The organism is Bifidobacterium choerinum, from assembly GCF_002761235.1.
GTDB lineage: Bacteria > Actinomycetota > Actinomycetes > Actinomycetales > Bifidobacteriaceae > Bifidobacterium > Bifidobacterium choerinum.
Genome location: NZ_CP018044.1, coordinates 1,640,145 through 1,658,079, shown reverse-complemented (window position 1 = coordinate 1,658,079; position 17,935 = coordinate 1,640,145). Strand labels below are relative to the sequence as shown.

Below are 17,935 nucleotides of genomic sequence, written 5' to 3'. Positions count from 1 at the left end.
CGCGCAAGGCCGCCGACGCCGCCCGCAGGCGCACGGCACGAGGACCCGAAGATACACAGGACAAGGAAAGACATGGCGATGCAGGAAATCCGTGGACAACGACTCACCGGCGAACGCGCGCTGTTCGCGCAGCGCGACGCGCTCATCGAGGACTGCGTGTTCGAGGACGGCGAATCCCCGCTCAAGGAGTCGAGGGACGTCACCGTCAAGGACACGGTGTTCCGCTGGAAGTATCCGCTGTGGTACAGCGACCGCGTCGAGGTGACGAACAGCCTGTTCGAGTTCAACGCGCACGCCGCGTTCTGGTATTCCATGCACATGCGCTTCGCCGACTGCACGATCCAAGCGCCCAAGGAGTTCCGCCGTAACGAGGACGTGACCGTCGAACGCACCGCCTTCACCAATGCCGCGGAGACGTTCTGGCAGTGCCGCGACGTCACGCTGCGCCATGTGAGCGCCAACGGCGACTACTTCGCGATGGACTGCGCGGGCATGCATGTCAGCGACTTCCAGCTCACCGGCAACTACTGCTTCGACGGCGCGCGCGACATCACGGTGGAACGCGCGCGGCTGCTGTCGAAGGACGCGTTCTGGAACTGCGAGAACGTGACGGTGCGCGACTCGTTCATCAGCGGCGAGTACCTCGCATGGAACACAAGGAACATCACCTTCGAGAACTGCACGATCGAAAGCCTGCAGGGCCTGTGCTACATCGACGGGCTGACGATGCGGGACTGCCGTCTGATCAACACGACGCGGGCCTTCGAATACTGCACCGGCATCGACGCCAACATCACGACGCATGTCGACGGCGTCGTCAACCCGGTCTCCGGCACGATCCGCGCGGCCGGATTCGGCGACGTCGTGCAGGACGACCCCAAGATCGACACGACAGGAATCCGGCTCATCGACACGCGGCGGACGCCACTCGAATAGACGAACAGGAAGGCATGGCATGGACATCAACGAACACATCGACGCATTCGACTCCCCCGTCGACCGCTCGGGCATCGCGTCCATGAAATGGGATGTGGCCGACGGCGAACTGCCGATGTGGGTCGCGGACATGGACTTCCGCACCGCTCCGGCGATCCGCGAGGCGCTGGCCGCACGCGTCGCCAACGGCACCTTCGGCTACACCGACGTCCCCGAAACATGGAACGACGCCGTCGCCGGCTGGTGGTCGCGCCGCTACGGCATGGACGTGGATCCGGACCATGTGACGTTCACGACCGGCGTCATCCCGGCGGTCTCCTCGCTCGTGCGCTCGCTGACGAACGTCGCCGAGAAGGTCGTCATCCAGCCGCCGGTCTACAACATCTTCACGAACTCGATCGTCAACAACGGCCGGCGCGTGCTGGCCAACCCGCTGCGCTACGAGCACGGCGCCTACTCGATCGACTTCGACGACCTCGAAACCAAACTCGCCGACCCGCTGACGCGGCTGATGATCCTGTGCAACCCGCAGAACCCGAGCGGCAACGTCTGGGGCGCCGACGACCTCGCGCATATCGGCGCGCTGTGCGCCGCGCACGACGTCACGGTGATCTCCGACGAGGTACACTGCGACATCGTGCGCCCCGGCATGGCCCATACGCCCTTCGCCGCCGTCAACGACGTCAACCGTTCGATCTGCGTGACCTGTTCGTCGCCGTCGAAGGCGTTCAACGTGGCCGGACTGCAATCCGCGTATTTCATCTGCGACGACGACGGCCTGCGGGCGCGCGCCGTGCGCGGCGTCAACACCGACGAGGTCGCCGAACCGAACGATTTCGCCGTGTTCTCGACGATCGCCGCATACACCGCGTGCGACCGGTGGCTCGAGGACCTGCGCCGCGTCGTGCAGCGCAACAAGGACTACGTGTCCGCCCGCCTCGACGCCGAATCCGACGGGATGCTGCACATGGTGGCGTCGGATGCCACCTATCTGGCGTGGATCGACTGCTCGGGACTGCTCGAGCGCGTCGGCGACGCCACGGCCGAGCGTTTCTGCGAGCATCTGCGCGAGCATACCGGACTCGTGCTCTCGTACGGCGGCATCTACGGCGAGAACGGTTCGAGATTCCTGCGCATGAACCTCGGCACGCACGCCGGCCTCGTCGTCGACGGCGTGCGCCGACTGCTCGAAGGCGCCGCCTCCTATGCGCGACGCTGAGGCGTCCAAACGGTGACGGAGCACCGCGCATCCGTCCCCGTCAATCGAAATCGGGCTCGTAGCGCCGGCGTGCGAGACGGATCACGAGCCAACGCAGCATAAGCGCGACGACGGCCGTCACCACGAGCGGCAGCCAGAAGTACGGCGAACGGAAGCTGGGCAGGAAGTACATGCCGAGCGCGCCCAGCACGCCGATCGCCACGGCGAAGCCGGTCAGCGACGACGACAGGTCGCACAGCTTCTTCTCGCCGAGCCGCATCTCGCGTCGCTCGTCGGTCTCGCTTTTGCCCAGCTCATAGACGTTGACGTTGCGCAACGCCCGGAAATTGTACAGGAACAGATCCGTGCGCGTCGCGTACAGGCCGCCGAACACGTAGCACCACACCCCCATCGCGACGCTCGTCTGCGCGACGCCGGCGGCGACGTCGTCGGGCATCGCATGCCCGTAGGCGAGCAGCAGACCATGCGTGACGAGGATCGCCGCGGTCCCCAGCATCACGAGCGCAGCGCAGCGGATCCATCCCTGCCGCCGCTGCGCTACCGTGTAGAACTGCTCGATGCGGTTGAAGGCGGCGGCATACTCCAACGAGTCCTCATGCGTGCGTTTGAGCAGCATGTAGCCGACCAATATGGCGACGATCTCGACGATGAACGATTCGGGATGCCGCTGCAGATGCGGCAGTTCCACCAGTTCCTTGGTCATGAGCCCGATCAGGCGGTCGAGCCCGCTGATCACCTCCTGCACATCCGCGGTGTTGCGTTCGGGAAGCGCCTGCAGGAACCTGCCCGCCGCGAATCCGAGGATGATGATCGCCACGCCGTTCGCGATCCTCAACGCCCTGTTGGTGGCATGGCGGTCGTATCCGAAACGATCGTCCTCTTCGACCAGCCTCTGTGTGCGCCGCGCCTGCGCCCGGACCGAGGCGTTGTGCGCCTGCGTGGCGATCTCATCGCGTATCCGCGCCGTTCCCGCCCGGCGTGTCTCCGTTGTCCCGTGCGCGTCGCCGCCGTCCGCTTGTTCCGTCATCATCGCACCCTCTCCCATGCTGCCCGTTCGTTCGATCGCCGTACGGCTTGTACGGCCTCGGATCATTGGTCTTGTTCATCCCAGTCTAGAGGGCCCGCGGCGAGATTCCCCTCGCCTATGCTTTCAAAGGCATTGCGCCGTCGGCGTCGACGCCGACGGCGCAATGCCCCCTGCCTGGCGGGGGCAGCAGGCCGCGACGAAGGAGCGAAACAACAGCCGGCTGGCCACGTCCGTCCTGTAACGGAACTCCGGATGCCACTGCACGGCGTGGCAATATCTGCTCGCCGGCCGGTGGACCGCCTCGACAAGGCCGTCCTCGCTGACTGCCATCGCCTCGAGTCCGTCGCCGAGCGTGCGGATCGCCTGATGGTGGTAGCTGTTGACGGCGAGGTCGTCGACGCGCAGCTCGTCGTGCAGCGGCGTCCCGTCGACGACGTGCACCCGATGCGCGGGACGGTCGTACGGCGGCTTCTGGTGGTGCTCGACGCCACTCGGATGCTCGCTCGGCAGATCCTGGTACAGCGTGCCGCCGCAGTGCACGTTGATAATCTGCAGACCACGGCAGATGCCGAACACCGGTCTGTCGTCGGCGAGCGCGAGACGCAGCAGCGCGGTCTCCATCGCGTCGCGCATGATGTTCGGCACGACGTTGTCGAACCGCGGCTCCTCGCCATAGCGACGCGGGTCGACGTCATGGCCGCCGGTCATCAGCAGCCCGTCGCTCATGTCGAAGATGCGTCTGATCTCCTCGGCGTCCGTCGTCAGCGCCGGCATGAACGGCACGGCTCCGGCCTCGCGCAGCGCGTCCATGTATCCGGGCAGCATCCACAGGCTCCCCCGTTCGTCGTCCACCAGCGGCATCACCGCGATCACCGGTCGCATGGGCGTCCTCCTTCACCTCCGCTCGACATGGCCGGACCCAACCTATCCGTCTTCGGCGTCCGGCCGGTGACATGGCGATTACGGATCCGTTTCGCGGCGGCGCAGGACGGATCAGGCGTCCGAAGCGGCGCAATCCGTCAGCCATACCTGACGTTTTCGACATGGATATTCAAAATGTCAGTTACACTCTACATTTTTGATATGATCGGTCATGGTATCGAATATAACTGATACTTTTGCAGAGCGAGGACCATATGGGCATGAGACAGTACATCAATCGTCCGCAGTATATGAATCTGCTGGAGTCCTATCGCGGTTCCGAACATATCAAGGTACTGCAGGGCATCCGCAGATGCGGCAAATCGAGCCTTCTCGAGATGCTCCGCGCACGTCTGCTCACGGAAGGCGTCCCCGCGTGCAACATCTACCGCAGACGATTCGACGAATTCGGCCTCCCACTCGAGTTCACCGCGCAACAGCTCACCGACGAGCTGCAGCGGATGCTGAGCGGATCCGACGACGCGCAGATGCGCTATGTCTTCCTCGACGAGATCCAGGAGGTGCAGGGCTGGCCGAAAGTGGTGCGCGGGCTGCACACACTCGAGAATGTGGACGTATACATCACCGGCTCGAACGCACATCTGCTTTCGACGGACCTTGCGACCGTGCTCGCCGGCAGAACCGTGACCATAGACGTGCATCCGCTCTCCTTTAAGGAGTACCTCGAATTCACGCGAACGTTGTTTGCTGACCGCGCGCAGCTTTCCCACGACGAGCTGTTCGCGGACTACGTCCGTTTCGGCGGCATGCCCACGCTGTTCGCGCTCCGGGAATTCAATGAGGAGAGCATCGCCCGAGAACTGGGGTCCGTGTACGACACCGTCATCCTACGTGACGTCGCTCAGCATCTGCAGATCCGCGACCTTCCGCTGCTCAACCGTCTCGTCACCTATCTCTTCTCCACATCCGGCAATCTGTTCTCCACCCGGAAAATCGTCGGCGCGCTGGTGAGTGGGGGACGCAAGACCTCCGCGGAGACGGTCGAGTCCTACATCGACGGTCTCATGCGTGCGTTCATCCTCTTCGAGGCCACGCAGTTCGGACTTCAAGGCAAGGACCTGCTCAATCCCCTGCGCAAGTTCTATGCGGAGGACTGCGGGCTGCGCAACATCGCAAACGGATTCTCCTCCCGAAACTACGGGTTCCAATTGGAGAACGTAGTCGCGACCGAACTGCGCAGGCGCGGATACGATGTGCATGCCGGAAGGCTTCGCGGCGCGGAAATCGATTTCGTAGCCCAACGATTCGACGGCAGGACCTACATTCAGGTCACCGAAACGATGCTCGACGAAGCCATCAGGGAGCGAGAGCTCGCGCCTCTGCAGGCACTGCACGATTCGTTCCCGAAGACCGTGCTCACGCTCGACAGGTTCCGCCTCGGCATGACTCCCGATGGCATCGAGATCCGCAACATCGTCGACTGGCTGCTCGATTCGTGAGCGCCGACGACCTGCGGCGACCCTACCGTGCCCCGTCGGCGTCGACGTAGATGAACATTTTCATGTATCCCATCGCGGCATCGACGGCTATTCCCCGCAACGCATCGCCGTACCGCTCGCTGAGCCGGAGCACAAGATCCTGCCCCTGTCCCGACCATGCATCATAGGGCATCCGCACTCGTATCAACCTATATGCACATGCATCGTGCCATGCGGCGGCGCCACGGCGGCAATTCCCCGCGCTTACTCCTTTCACATATCACATAATGCGCTGCCTGACGATTGCCCGTCCCGTCGCCGCCTCCTATACTCCCGTCGTGCCGAACGTCCATCGAATCGGAGGTACATCATGGAATTCGAGGAAGCGGTGAGGGCACTCCATTCGGTGCGCGACTTCAAGTCGCAGGAGATTCCGGACGAGGTGCTGACCAGGATCGTCGCCGTCGCGCAACGCACGCCGTCGTGGGCCAACTCGCAACCATGGAAGGTGTACATCGCCAAGGGGAACACGCTCGAGAAGATCAAGCGCGAGCACCTGAGCAAGGCCATGCAGGGCGCCCCGAGCACGTCGACATGCAGCAGATCCCCGCTCGTCCTGGGGACGCTTCCCGCTGGAGAACATGCAGCGCTGGGGCGACCGGCTCACCGCGTTCCTCGGTCAGGACGGCATGGAGATGAGCCAGATGCAGGCCAGGCTGTTCAACGCCTCCGCGCTCGTCTATCCTACCGCGCAGCGGGAGGTCTCCCCGTGGATGGTCTACGACATCGGCGCCTTCTCGCAGACGCTGATGCTCGCGGCGAAGGACAACGGCGTCGACTCGGCCCCCACCTATGAGGTGGTCCGCTTCGCCGACGACATCCACGCGATCATGGGCATCCCGGACGACGAGGCGATCATCGCCGGCATCGCGCTGGGATATCCGGCCGAGGACCGCATCAACGATTCCCACACCGACCGCGACGCCGCCGAGGACGTGCTCACGATCAGGAAGTGGCCTCTCCCATCGGTCGCATGGGCGGTCGGCATCGGCGCCGTCCGCCCATGCGTTCCCGTGTTCAGCCGCAGGCGCGCCTTTTGCGGAATCCGACGGCGCCCAGCACGAAGAACGCCGCCAGGAAGACGAACAGCGCCAGCAGATCCGGCCAAACGGTGCCCCATCCCTCGCCGCGCAGCATCACGTCGCGCAGCACGTCGACGCCGTAGGTCAGCGGCATGCATCGGCTGAGCGCACGCGGACGGCCACGCTCGAGGGCCAGGAACGCCTCCTCGAGCGTGGCCGTCCGCGTGCGCTCACAGATCCGCTCCGGCGAGCCGTCGGCGTTCACACGGCCGTTTCTGATCATCGCGATCCGTTCGCAGCGCTGCGCCTCGTCCATCACGATGTCCTCGTCGAGATCGACGTCGACGTCGTAGTCGTCGTCAACGAGCAGGATATCGACGCCGTGCGCGCGGGCCTGCGCGAGCGTGAGCGCATTGTCGTCGATGACGCGCCCCATCGTGCATGACGAGTCGTCGACGCGCCGCTCGATGACGTTCGCGTAGCGCAGGACGTCGTCGAAATGCGCGCGGATGTACCGTTCGGTCAGCACGATGCAACGGTAGCGTATGTGCGCAAGGTAGCGCGGCTCGAAATCGCGCGCCCAGTCGAACGGGATGTAGCAGCCTTCGATGATGAGGTGCTGCCCGTTCTCGATGGCGGTCTCGACCATCTCGCGCACGATCGGCCACAGGTAGTCGACGAGCGCGTCGTCATCATCGGGCGTGAGCGGCGTCTGCCCGGAGCGGATCAGCCCCATCTTCAGATGGCCGATCGACAGGTACTGGTAGCCGTAGCGTTCGAGCAGCCGCTACGCGAACGCCGTCTTGCCGGAGTGCGACGCGCCGGCGATCAGGATGATCATCGGGGGCACCTTTCATCGGCCGATCAATCGGAACCGGGAGGACGATTACGGGCGGCGCCCGCCGAAGCCGGACTTCGGCGGGCGCCGCCCGTAAGGAAGGACGTCACGCGAGCGACGGCCGCCCGATCGGCGGCGTCACTCCCATTCGATCGTCGCCGGCGGCTTCGACGTGCAGTCGAGCACGACGCGGTTGATCTGGCGGCATTCGTTCGTGATGCGCGTCGAGATCGTCGCGAGCACGTCGTACGGCACGCGCGACCAGTCGGCGGTCATCGCGTCCTCGGAGCTGACCGGGCGCAGCACGATCGGCGAACCGTAGGTGCGTTCGTCGCCCTGCACGCCGACGGAGTGCACATCGGCGAGCAGCACGACCGGGCACTGCCAGATGTCACGGTCGAGGCCGGCCTTCGAAAGCTCCTCGCGGGCGATCGCGTCGGCGTCGCGCAGCACGTCGAGGCGCTCCTTCGTGATCTCGCCGATGATGCGGATGCCCAGGCCCGGGCCCGGGAACGGCTGGCGCCAGACGATCTCGTCGGGCAGGCCGAGCTCGGTGCCGATGGCGCGCACCTCGTCCTTGAACAGCGAGCGCAGCGGCTCGATGAGCTCGAACTTGATGTCGTCGGGCAGGCCGCCGACGTTGTGGTGGGACTTGATGTTCGACGCGCCGTCGCCGCCGCCGGACTCGACGACGTCCGGGTAGAGCGTGCCCTGCACGAGGAACTTGACTTCCTTGCCCCGGGCGCCCGCCTCCTCGATGACCTGACGCTGCGCCTTCTCGAAGGTGCGGATGAATTTCTCGCCGATGATCTTGCGCTTCGTCTCGGGGTCGGAGACGCCCTTGAGCGCATCGAGGAAGTCCTTCGACGCGTCGACGGCGATGAGCCTGATGCCGGTCGCGGCGACGAAGTCGTGCTTGACCTGCTCGGCCTCGCCCTTGCGCAGCAGGCCGTGGTCGACGAAGACGCAGGTGAGCTGGTCGCCGACCGCACGGTGCACGAGCGCGGCGGCCACGGCGGAGTCGACGCCGCCGGACAGGCCGCAGATGACCTGCGCGTCACCGACCTTCTCGCGGATCGCCTCTACCTGCTCGTCGATGATGTTCTTCGCGTTCCAGTCGTCGGGGATGCCGGCGCATTCGTGCAGGAAGTTCGAGATGAGGTCCTGGCCGAGCGGCGTGTGGCGGACCTCGGGGTGCCACTGCACGCCGTAGAGCCTGCGCGAGGCGTGCTCCATCGCGGCGACGGGCGCGCCCTCGGTGTGCGCGAGGACCTCGAAGCCCTCCGGGGCCTTGTTCACGGCGACGCCGTGGCTCATCCACGTCGTCTGCAGCGACGGCGAGCCGTCGAGGATGCCGACGGCGTCGTCGATGACGGCCTCGGTCTTGCCGTACTCGCCGAGCGCGGCCTTGTCCACGTCGCCGCCGAGCTCGTGGGCCATCACCTGGAATCCGTAGCAGATGCCGAGCACCGGCACGCCGGCGTCGAAGACCTTCGGATCGATCGTCGGGGCGCCGGGCTCGTAGACGGACGCGGGGCCGCCGGACAGGATGATCGCCGAGGGCTTCTTGGCGAGCATCTCGTCGACGGACATCGAATGCGGGACCAGTTCGGAATACACATTGGCCTCACGTACGCGGCGCGCGATGAGCTGCGCGTACTGGGCGCCGAAATCAACGACGAGGACAGGACCGGTTGCCATACAACTCCCTTTGACGGACGGATTGCACTCTTACGGGCATTACAACATAGATATTGTGCTGCCGCAAGGAGACATCGGCCGCGTCGGCGCCACGGGCGGCGCCGTCCTCGGCGCCGACGCCGCTGAAGCGGTCAAACGCGCCCCGCGCAAGGCGCCGGACATGCCCGGACGGCCACACGCAACACGCCGCGATTCGCACATGGAATCGAACGGAGCTGGAAACGTGGATCACCTCGGAGACCAATGATCCCAACGGTTTGCCGCATTGTTCAGTCATCGGCCGAATTCACATTTCATCGGCAGATTCTTCCAAAATGCATAAGAAATCGCACATTTTCGCTCACACCTAACCAAAAGAACGCAAAACGTCAGCGAGTCCGCGTAACATGTTCCTCGACCGGACACGGGGTTCCTTCCTCACGGAGGGACATGCGGATCCCGTGCCCTGACCGAAAAAATCAATCGCACACTATGTGCAGGAGTACAGGAGCACACATGACTAATCCTGTTATTGGCACCCCCTGGCAGAAGCTGGATCGCCCGGTTTCCGAAGAAGCCATCGAAGGCATGGACAAGTACTGGCGCGTCGCCAACTACATGTCCATCGGCCAGATCTATCTTCGCAGCAACCCGCTGATGAAGGAGCCGTTCACCCGCGACGACGTCAAGCACCGTCTCGTCGGCCACTGGGGCACCACCCCGGGTCTGAACTTCCTCCTGGCCCACATCAACCGCCTCATCGCCGACCACCAGCAGAACACCGTGTTCATCATGGGTCCTGGCCACGGCGGCCCGGCCGGTACCGCGCAGTCCTACATCGACGGCACCTACACCGAGTACTATCCGAACATCACCAAGGACGAGGCTGGCCTGCAGAAGTTCTTCCGCCAGTTCTCCTACCCGGGCGGCATCCCGTCCCACTTCGCCCCGGAGACCCCGGGCTCGATCCACGAGGGCGGCGAGCTCGGCTACGCGCTCTCCCACGCCTACGGCGCGATCATGAACAACCCGAGCCTGTTCGTCCCGTGCATCGTCGGCGACGGCGAGGCCGAGACCGGCCCGCTGGCCACCGGCTGGCAGTCCAACAAGCTCGTCAACCCGCGCACCGACGGCATCGTCCTGCCGATCCTGCACCTCAACGGCTACAAGATCGCGAACCCGACGATCCTCGCCCGCATCTCCGACGAAGAGCTGCACGACTTCTTCCACGGCATGGGCTACCACCCGTACGAGTTCGTCGCCGGCTTCGACAACGAGGATCACCTGTCGATCCACCGTCGCTTCGCCGAGCTCTTCGAGACGATCTTCGATGAGATCTGCGACATCAAGGCCGCGGCGCAGACGGACGACATGACCCGCCCGTTCTACCCGATGCTCATCTTCCGCACGCCGAAGGGCTGGACCTGCCCGAAGTTCATCGACGGCAAGAAGACCGAGGGTTCCTGGCGTGCGCATCAGGTCCCGCTGGCCTCCGCCCGCGACACCGAGGAGCACTTCGAGGTCCTCAAGAGCTGGATGGAGTCCTACAAGCCGGAGGAGCTCTTCAACGCCGACGGCTCGATCAAGGACGACGTCACCGCGTTCATGCCGAAGGGCGATCTGCGCATCGGCGCCAACCCGAACGCCAACGGCGGCCGCATCCGCGAAGACCTCAAGCTCCCCGAGCTCGATCAGTACGAGATCACCGGCGTCAAGGAGTACGGCCATGGCTGGGGCCAGGTCGAGGCTCCGCGCTCGCTCGGCGCGTACTGCCGCGACATCATCAAGAACAACCCGGATTCGTTCCGCATCTTCGGACCGGACGAGACCGCTTCCAACCGTCTGAACGCGACCTACGAGGTCACGAAGAAGCAGTGGGACAACGGCTACCTGTCCGCTCTCGTCGACGAGAACATGGCCGTCACCGGCCAGGTCGTCGAGCAGCTGTCCGAGCATCAGTGCGAAGGCTTCCTCGAGGCCTACCTGCTCACCGGCCGTCACGGCATCTGGAGCTCCTACGAGTCCTTCGTCCACGTGATCGATTCGATGCTCAACCAGCATGCGAAGTGGCTTGAGGCGACCGTCCGCGAGATCCCGTGGCGCAAGCCGATCTCCTCGGTCAACCTGCTCGTCTCCTCGCACGTGTGGCGTCAGGATCACAACGGCTTCTCGCATCAGGATCCGGGTGTCACCTCGGTCCTGATCAACAAGACGTTCAACAACGACCACGTGACGAACATCTACTTCGCGACCGACGCCAACATGCTGCTCGCGATCGCCGAGAAGTGCTTCAAGTCGACCAACAAGATCAACGCGATCTTCTCCGGCAAGCAGCCGGCTCCGACGTGGATCACCCTCGACGAGGCTCGCGCCGAGCTCGAGGCCGGCGCCGCCGAGTGGAAGTGGGCTTCGAACGCCAAGAGCAACGACGAGGTCCAGGTCGTCCTCGCCGCCGCCGGCGACGTTCCGACGCAGGAGATCATGGCCGCTTCCGACGCCCTGAACAAGGAAGGCATCAAGTTCAAGGTCGTCAACGTCGTTGACCTCCTGAAGCTGCAGTCCCCGGAGGACAACGACGAAGCGATGTCCAACGAGGACTTCGCCGAGCTCTTCACCGCCGACAAGCCGGTCCTGTTCGCGTACCACTCCTATGCCCAGGACGTCCGCGGCCTCATCTACGACCGCCCGAACCACGACAACTTCCACGTCGTCGGCTACAAGGAGCAGGGCTCCACGACCACGCCGTTCGACATGGTCCGCGTCAACGACATGGATCGCTACGCGCTCGAAGCCCAGGCTCTCGAGCTGATCGACGCCGACAAGTACGCCGACAAGATCAACGAGCTCAACGAGTTCCGCAAGAAGGCGTTCCAGTTCGCGGTCGACAACGGCTACGACATCCCGGAGTTCACCGACTGGGTGTACCCGGACGTCAAGGTCGACGAGACGCAGATGCTCTCCGCCACCGCGGCCACCGCGGGCGACAACGAGTGAATCCTCTGCAGGACTGACCTCGTCTAGTCGATAGAGGCGGGGATCCGGACATTGTCCGGATCCCCGCCTTTTGCGTTGTCCGGGTGTTATCTAGCTCACATTTATGTTCGGCCCGCGCGCGCCGACAACGTTTGCACACCGGCGCTAGGTAGAATGGCGGTTGTGAACAACGTCGTCACGCTGCCCGCCGGCGTCGTGCCGAAGCCGGGCATCCTCGCACTGCAACTGTAGAAGGAGCGAACAGTGAGCCTCAAGAACGTCAGCATCCTCAGTCCGAATCCCGGCAACGGACGCAACATCGTGGCGCTCGGAGTCGTCAACGCACTTGCCAAGCATCTGCGCACCAGCATCTTCCGTCCCGCCGTCTCCCCCGACGAGACCTTCACCGACATGCTGCTCAAGTACACGTCGGTGGACCAGACGCGCGCGCAGGCCGTCGGCGTCACGATGCCGACGGCGCGGCTGCGCAAGAAGGAGGCGCGCGAGCAGATCGTCGCCAACTTCATCGACATGAACGCCGAGCTCGATCCACAGGCGCGCGTCATCGTCGGCTCGGACAAGACAAGGGTCGCCGACCCCGAACGCTTCTCGTTCAACGCGGACGTCTCCGCCGACCTGCAGTCGCCGGTCCTGCTCACCGTGTGCACGATCGGACGGAGCCCGGATGAGGTGCTCGAGACGATCGAATCATGCTCCGAAGTCGTGACGAACGCAGGCACCAAGGTCATCGGCGTATTCGTCACCGGCTGCAAGGACGACCAGACGACGGCGCTCAAGGCGTATCTCAAGGACTGCCCAGTGCATGTGTGGACGCTGCCGTTCCTCGACATGTCCGGCCTGACGCCGTCGCGCGCCGACGAGGCGATTGCGCTGTTCGACGAGCATGTGCCCGAGCATGAGCTGATGGAGACGCTCGACTCCCCCTTCGTGCCGCCGACGACGCCCTACGCGTTCCAGTACGACCTGCTCGCACGCGCGAAGGCGGACCGCAAGACGATCGTGCTGCCGGAAGGCTCCGACGACCGCATCATCCAGGCCGCCGACTACCTGCTGCAGTCCAACATCTGCGATCTCGTCATCATCGGCGAGCGCGACGACATCCTCAATCGTGGGCGCGCGCTCGGTCTGCATTCCCTCGACAAGGCACGCTTCCAGTCGATGGAGGACGAGCAGCTGCTCGCCGTCATGGTCGACCGGCTGTGCGAGCTGCGCGCGAAGAAGGGCATGACGCCCGACGTGGCGCGCAAGACGCTGCGCGACCCGAACTACTTCGGTACGATGCTCGTCGTGCTCGGACAGGCCGACGGCCTCGTCTCCGGCGCGATCAGTTCGACGGCGAACACGGTGCGTCCGGCGCTGCAGCTCATCAAGACGAAGCCCGGCACCAAATCGGTGTCCGGAGCGTTCCTGATGTGCCTCAAGGACCATGTCTCGGTCTTCGCCGATTGCGCGATCAACCTCGACCCCGACGCCGAGCAGCTCGCGGACATCGCGCTGCAGTCGGCGCAGACGGCGAAGGCCTTCTCCGTCGAGCCGCGCGTCGGCATGCTCTCCTATTCGACGCTCGGCTCGGGCAAGGGGCCGGACGTCGATCTCGTCGACGCGGCGACGTCCATCGCCCGGCAGAAGGCGCCGGAGCTTGAGCTCGTCGGCCCGATCCAGTTCGACGCGGCATGGTCGTCCGAAGTGGCGTCCGTCAAGGCGCCGGGCAACCCGGTTGCCGGTCGCGTCACCGTCTTCGTCTTCCCCGACCTCGACTCCGGCAACATCTGCTACAAGGCGGTGCAGCGCACGGCGAACGCCGTCGCGATCGGCCCGATCCTGCAGGGTCTGAACAAGCCGGTCAACGACCTGTCCCGCGGCGCCCTCGTCCGGGACATCATCAATACGATCGCGCTGACCGCGATCGAAGCCCAGCGCAACGACTGAGCATGCGGGATATCCCGCAGCCGCCGCCCGCAGATGATGGTCTCGTCCGACCGTCGCCTGCGGGCGGCGGCTTTTCCGTGCGCCGCGTTCCCCTTCCCGCGACGGCATCGCCGGGAATGTCCATATTCGGCGGAGCCGTTCGCATGTTTGTAGCATTCGGTGAGTAATCTGTCTTGAGGAAAGTCGCAACCGCGGCGAACGCAATAACCCAATGGAGGATGCCACAATGGCGAAAACCGTCCTTGTTATCAACTCGGGCTCCAGCTCGATCAAGTACCAGCTCGTCGACCTCGAGACCGGCGAGGGAATCGCGTCCGGCCTCGTCGAGAAGATCGGCGAACCGATCGACGGTCACTACAAGTACGAATACAACGGCGAGAAGCATGAGCTCGAAGAGCGCATCGAGAACCATGAGCAGGGTCTCAAGCGCGTGCTCGGCTTCTTCGACGAGTTCGGCCCGAAGCTCGACGAGGCGGGCATCATCGCCGTCGGCCACCGCGTCGTCCAGGGCGGCAACACCTTCCCGCATCCGGCGCTCGTGACCCCGGAGACGACCGAGAAGGTCGAGGGACTCGCCGTCCTCGCGCCGCTGCACAACGGCCCCGAGGCGAAGGGCGCGCGCGTCATGCGTCAGCTGATGCCGGACGTCCCGCAGGTCTACGTCTTCGATTCCTCCTTCTTCCAGCAGCTGCCGAAGGCCTCCAGCACCTACGCGCTCAACAAGGAAGTCGCCGAGAAGTACAAGATCCGCCGCTACGGCGCGCACGGCACCTCCCACTGGTTCGTCTCCTCGCAGATCCCGGAGTTCCTCGGCGTGGACGCCGAGGCCGCGAAGGGCCTCAAGCAGATCGTGCTGCACATCGGCAACGGCGCCTCCGCCTCCGCCGAGCTCGGCGGCCGTCCGATCGAGACGTCGATGGGCCTGACCCCGCTCGAGGGCCTCGTCATGGGCTCGCGCACCGGCGACATCGACCCCGCCGCCGTCTTCCACCTGATGCGCAACGCGCACATGGACGTCGACGAGCTCGACGATCTCTTCAACAAGAAGTCCGGCATGATGGGCATGACCGGCTTCGGCGACATGCGTGAGGTGCACCGTCTGATCGCCGAGGGCAACGAGGACGCGAAGCTCGCGCTCGACGTCTACGTCCACCGCATCGTCAGCTACATCGGCGCCTACACCGCGCAGCTCGGCGGCCTCGACGTGCTCACCTTCACCGCCGGCGTCGGCGAGAACGACGAGATCGTGCGCCGCATGGTGTGCGAGAAGCTCGCGCCGTTCGGCGTCAAGCTCGACATGGAGAAGAACGACACGCGTTCGAAGGAGCCGCGCATCATCTCCACGCCGGATTCCTCGGTGACCGTCGTCGTCTACCCGACGAACGAGGAGCTCGCGATCGCGCAGCGCGCGCAGGAGATCGTCGAGAAGGCCGAGGACAAGTACGGCAACAAGATCGCCGACTGAGCATCGATCGGTGCGGCGCCGGCCATGACGACCGCCGGCCGCGCATGATACGGAGGGACGACTCGTGGGAGTCGTCCCTCCTTTCGTTTGCCCGCCGTCCATCCGCCCGGGCATCCCTCGCCGCGTTATGGGTGGCAGCCGACGCATCCTGTACGGCTTACGGGACGTACGACTTACGGGGATGCCGCCCGCAATGGCGTGGAGGCGCCGTCCGCAGCGGGACGGCGCGCGTAAGGTCAGCGGTGCTGCGCGAGCATCGCCGCCCACATGCCGGTGAAGTCGGGGATCGTCTTGCGTGTCGTCTGCACGTCCCTGACCTCGATGCCGGGAATGCGCAGGCCGAGCATCGCCGCGAAGGTGGCCATGCGATGGTCGGCGTAGGTCTCCATGACCGCGCCGTGCAGTTCGTCGTCGGCGACCGGCTCGATGGCGATGCCGTTGTCGAGTTCCTCGGCGTGCGCGCCGACGCGTTCGATCTCGGTGACGAGCGCCTGAAGGCGGTTCGTCTCGTGTCCGCGCAGATGGCCGATGCCGACGAGCTGCGACGGGCCGTCCGCGAGCGTCGCGATGGCGGCGACGCTCGGCGCGAGCTCCCCCGCCGCGGACATGTCGAGTTCGCCGAGTCCGTGGATCGAGCCGTCGCCGGTCACGCACAGCGTGCCGGAAAAGTCGTCGTTGAACATCTCGCAGTCGTTGATCTCGTCGAACGGTTCGCCGTCGAGCGTGATCGTCGCACCGAACTTGTGCAGCATCGACGGCAGCAGGCCGCCCGGCTGCGTCGTATGGGCGGGCCAGTTCGGAACACGCACGGCGCCGCCGGCGATGAGCGCGGCGCCCAGGAACGGCGCGGCGTTCGACAGGTCAGGCTCGACGGTCACGGTCCGCGGCAGGTCGAGGTCACGCGGCTGCACGAGCCAGCGTCCCCGCTCCGGCATCGTCACGTCGCCGCCGGCGGCGTTGATGTCCTCCATCGTCATGCGGATGTGCGGCAGGCTCGGCAGCGTCCTGCCGGTATGGCGCAGCAGCACGCCGCCGGGGATGCGGGACGCCGCGAGCAGCAGGCCGGAGACGAACTGCGAGGACGACGACGAGTCGACGCGGATCTTGATCGGCTTGCCGTTGGCCGAGCCGAGCTTCTTCGGCGGCGTCACCGTGAACGGCAGGCATCCTTCCTGACCGTGGTATTCGACATGGGCGCCGAGCTGCTTGAGGCCGAACAGCAGCGGTTCCATCGGCCGTGCATACGCCTGCTCGTCGCCGTCGAAGCGTACCGGGCCGTCGGCGAACAGCACGAGCGGCGGCACGAAGCGCATCACCGTGCCGGCGAGGCCGCAGTAGACCTCCGTGCAGCCGGTGAACACGCCGTTCGGCGGCGGCGTCACCGTGACCGTCGTCGGGTCGTCGGCGTCCTCCCGGCAGGTCACGCCGAGCGCGCGCAGCGCGTTCATCATCAGGTCGGTGTCGCGCGAACGCAGCAGGCCGCGGATGCGCACGGGATCGGCGCCCAGCGCGGCGAGGATGAGGTAACGGTTGGAAAGCGATTTGCTGCCCGGGATCGTGACGGTCGCGTCCAGCGGTGCGGTCGCGAGCGGTGCGGGCCACGGATCGGCCACGACGGCCGTATGGTTCGGTTCGTTCATGTCCTCCATCGTAATGGAGGCGGCTGAATTCGCAGTCCCCGCATCTGCATGCCGGAGCGGCGCGGCAAACGCGGACGGCGCAACCGCACACGGTTTTGCCGGCACTCCTCTGCCGAATGCCGATCCGCACCGGTCATGACAATGAAAAAGCCGCCCGGAGGCGGCTTGTTGGCTCCTGCGACTGGGCTTGAACCAGTGACCGTCCGATCTCTGGTCAGCCCCAGCGGCCCTGATGATCGCCTTGATGGCGCTGTCTTCCATTGTACAGGCCGGCATCGTTCGAGACGACGCGGTGGAGGGCTGAACGATGACGGATATCACATGCGAGTTTGTCGAGAGGGATTACCGGGGATCCGCGTTCAGGCTGCAGGTGTCGGCCGGATCAATGCAATGGTCCCGCAATCTTTGGGACATCGATCTGGAGAATCTGGTCGATCTCGCCGACGCGCGCCTCAGAGGCGAGGACGTGCCGAATATCCCTGATTGGCACAACGACAAATATCCCGAGCAGGAGCATCCCGAATTGTACGAGCGTCGCGCACCCGGCTTCAGCATAGAGGCCGTCGCCGAGAACCAGTGGATCGTGACGATCCACGACGAATCGTCGATGTCGGTGCAGATGGACACGGAGGACCTGTCCTCGACCGTCGAGCGGCTGCGGGCGAAGCTCGACGAGCCATGGGAACGCGCCTTCGGACCACAGCCGAACGTCTGGGAGACGCCAACCGCCTATAGCCGGTGATCTTCTCCCATAGACCCTTATCC

At 65.0% G+C, this 17,935-nt stretch carries 12 protein-coding genes and 2 pseudogenes; 9 read left to right on the top strand and 5 right to left on the bottom strand.

The window, feature by feature from the left end; genetic code table 11:
• The first annotated feature begins 78 nt into the window (after window positions 1-78).
• Complete coding sequence (locus BcFMB_RS06685) at window positions 79-936, top strand: DUF3737 family protein (RefSeq protein ID WP_099721750.1); 858 nt, start codon at window positions 79-81, stop codon at window positions 934-936.
• 19 nt (window positions 937-955) lie between these two features.
• Window positions 956-2,155, top strand: coding sequence for a MalY/PatB family protein (locus BcFMB_RS06680; protein WP_193345752.1), 1,200 nt, complete (start codon window positions 956-958; stop codon window positions 2,153-2,155).
• 40 nt (window positions 2,156-2,195) lie between these two features.
• Here the strand turns inward: BcFMB_RS06680 and BcFMB_RS06675 are convergent, their stop codons facing one another.
• A complete protein-coding gene (locus BcFMB_RS06675) occupies window positions 2,196-3,182 on the bottom strand; it encodes a hypothetical protein (protein WP_024540443.1) in 987 nt (328 codons plus the stop codon).
• 123 nt (window positions 3,183-3,305) lie between these two features.
• Entirely contained in the window at window positions 3,306-4,064 is a 759-nt protein-coding gene (locus tag BcFMB_RS06670) for a gamma-glutamyl-gamma-aminobutyrate hydrolase family protein (RefSeq protein WP_099721353.1), read from the bottom strand.
• 260 nt (window positions 4,065-4,324) lie between these two features.
• Here BcFMB_RS06670 and BcFMB_RS06665 point away from each other — a divergent pair, with 260 nt between their 5' ends.
• From BcFMB_RS06665 to BcFMB_RS10080, 3 genes and pseudogenes are all read left to right on the top strand, one after another.
• Complete coding sequence (locus BcFMB_RS06665) at window positions 4,325-5,563, top strand: ATP-binding protein (RefSeq protein ID WP_099721749.1); 1,239 nt, start codon at window positions 4,325-4,327, stop codon at window positions 5,561-5,563.
• Window positions 5,517-6,128, top strand: a pseudogene (locus tag BcFMB_RS10085) (nitroreductase family protein); the annotation flags it as partial. The gene BcFMB_RS06665 and the pseudogene BcFMB_RS10085, both read left to right, overlap by 47 nt.
• Window positions 6,129-6,183: 55 nt before the next feature.
• A pseudogene (locus BcFMB_RS10080) lies at window positions 6,184-6,471 on the top strand (nitroreductase family protein); the annotation flags it as partial.
• 148 nt (window positions 6,472-6,619) lie between these two features.
• Here the strand turns inward: BcFMB_RS10080 and BcFMB_RS09860 are convergent.
• Window positions 6,620-7,360 carry an ABC transporter permease gene (locus BcFMB_RS09860; RefSeq protein ID WP_232513776.1) on the bottom strand — a complete coding sequence of 247 codons (741 nt, stop codon included), beginning with the start codon at window positions 7,358-7,360 and terminating at the stop codon, window positions 6,620-6,622.
• 240 nt (window positions 7,361-7,600) lie between these two features.
• A complete protein-coding gene (gene guaA / locus BcFMB_RS06645) occupies window positions 7,601-9,163 on the bottom strand; it encodes a glutamine-hydrolyzing GMP synthase (RefSeq protein ID WP_024540439.1) in 1,563 nt (520 codons plus the stop codon).
• 495 nt (window positions 9,164-9,658) lie between these two features.
• Between guaA and BcFMB_RS06640 the strand changes: the two genes are divergently transcribed.
• The 3 genes from BcFMB_RS06640 (at window position 9,659) to BcFMB_RS06630 (ending at window position 15,530) form a co-directional block, all read left to right on the top strand.
• Window positions 9,659-12,136, top strand: a complete 2,478-nt coding sequence (locus BcFMB_RS06640) for a phosphoketolase (RefSeq protein WP_024540438.1) — start codon at window positions 9,659-9,661, stop codon at window positions 12,134-12,136.
• A 243-nt stretch (window positions 12,137-12,379) separates the two neighbouring features.
• Entirely contained in the window at window positions 12,380-14,065 is a 1,686-nt protein-coding gene (pta, locus tag BcFMB_RS06635; protein WP_024540437.1) for a phosphate acetyltransferase, read from the top strand.
• Between the two features lie 226 nt (window positions 14,066-14,291).
• A complete protein-coding gene (locus BcFMB_RS06630; RefSeq protein ID WP_024540436.1) occupies window positions 14,292-15,530 on the top strand; it encodes an acetate/propionate family kinase in 1,239 nt (412 codons plus the stop codon).
• Between the two features lie 236 nt (window positions 15,531-15,766).
• Here the strand turns inward: BcFMB_RS06630 and aroA are convergent, their stop codons facing one another.
• Window positions 15,767-17,179, bottom strand: a complete 1,413-nt coding sequence (aroA, locus tag BcFMB_RS06625) for a 3-phosphoshikimate 1-carboxyvinyltransferase (RefSeq protein ID WP_099721351.1) — start codon at window positions 17,177-17,179, stop codon at window positions 15,767-15,769.
• A gap of 298 nt (window positions 17,180-17,477) precedes the next feature.
• On the opposite strand from aroA, the gene BcFMB_RS06620 reads away from it, so the two are divergent.
• Complete coding sequence (locus tag BcFMB_RS06620) at window positions 17,478-17,912, top strand: hypothetical protein (protein WP_033517650.1); 435 nt, start codon at window positions 17,478-17,480, stop codon at window positions 17,910-17,912.
• The last annotated feature ends 23 nt before the right edge of the window (window positions 17,913-17,935 follow it).

What these genes read in the sequence shown, in the direction of transcription:
- BcFMB_RS06685 (WP_099721750.1), top strand. Translation starts at nt 79, where the DNA reads ATGCAGGAAATCCGTGGACAACGACTCACCGGCGAACGCGCGCTGTTC.
- BcFMB_RS06680 (WP_193345752.1), top strand. Translation starts at nt 956, where the DNA reads ATGGACATCAACGAACACATCGACGCATTCGACTCCCCCGTCGACCGC.
- BcFMB_RS06675 (WP_024540443.1), bottom strand. Translation starts at nt 3,182, where the DNA reads ATGACGGAACAAGCGGACGGCGGCGACGCGCACGGGACAACGGAGACA.
- BcFMB_RS06670 (WP_099721353.1), bottom strand. Translation starts at nt 4,064, where the DNA reads ATGCGACCGGTGATCGCGGTGATGCCGCTGGTGGACGACGAACGGGGG.
- BcFMB_RS06665 (WP_099721749.1), top strand. Translation starts at nt 4,325, where the DNA reads ATGAGACAGTACATCAATCGTCCGCAGTATATGAATCTGCTGGAGTCC.
- BcFMB_RS09860 (WP_232513776.1), bottom strand. Translation starts at nt 7,360, where the DNA reads ATGGGGCTGATCCGCTCCGGGCAGACGCCGCTCACGCCCGATGATGAC.
- guaA (WP_024540439.1), bottom strand. Translation starts at nt 9,163, where the DNA reads ATGGCAACCGGTCCTGTCCTCGTCGTTGATTTCGGCGCCCAGTACGCG.
- BcFMB_RS06640 (WP_024540438.1), top strand. Translation starts at nt 9,659, where the DNA reads ATGACTAATCCTGTTATTGGCACCCCCTGGCAGAAGCTGGATCGCCCG.
- BcFMB_RS06630 (WP_024540436.1), top strand. Translation starts at nt 14,292, where the DNA reads ATGGCGAAAACCGTCCTTGTTATCAACTCGGGCTCCAGCTCGATCAAG.
- aroA (WP_099721351.1), bottom strand. Translation starts at nt 17,179, where the DNA reads ATGGAGGACATGAACGAACCGAACCATACGGCCGTCGTGGCCGATCCG.
- BcFMB_RS06620 (WP_033517650.1), top strand. Translation starts at nt 17,478, where the DNA reads ATGACGGATATCACATGCGAGTTTGTCGAGAGGGATTACCGGGGATCC.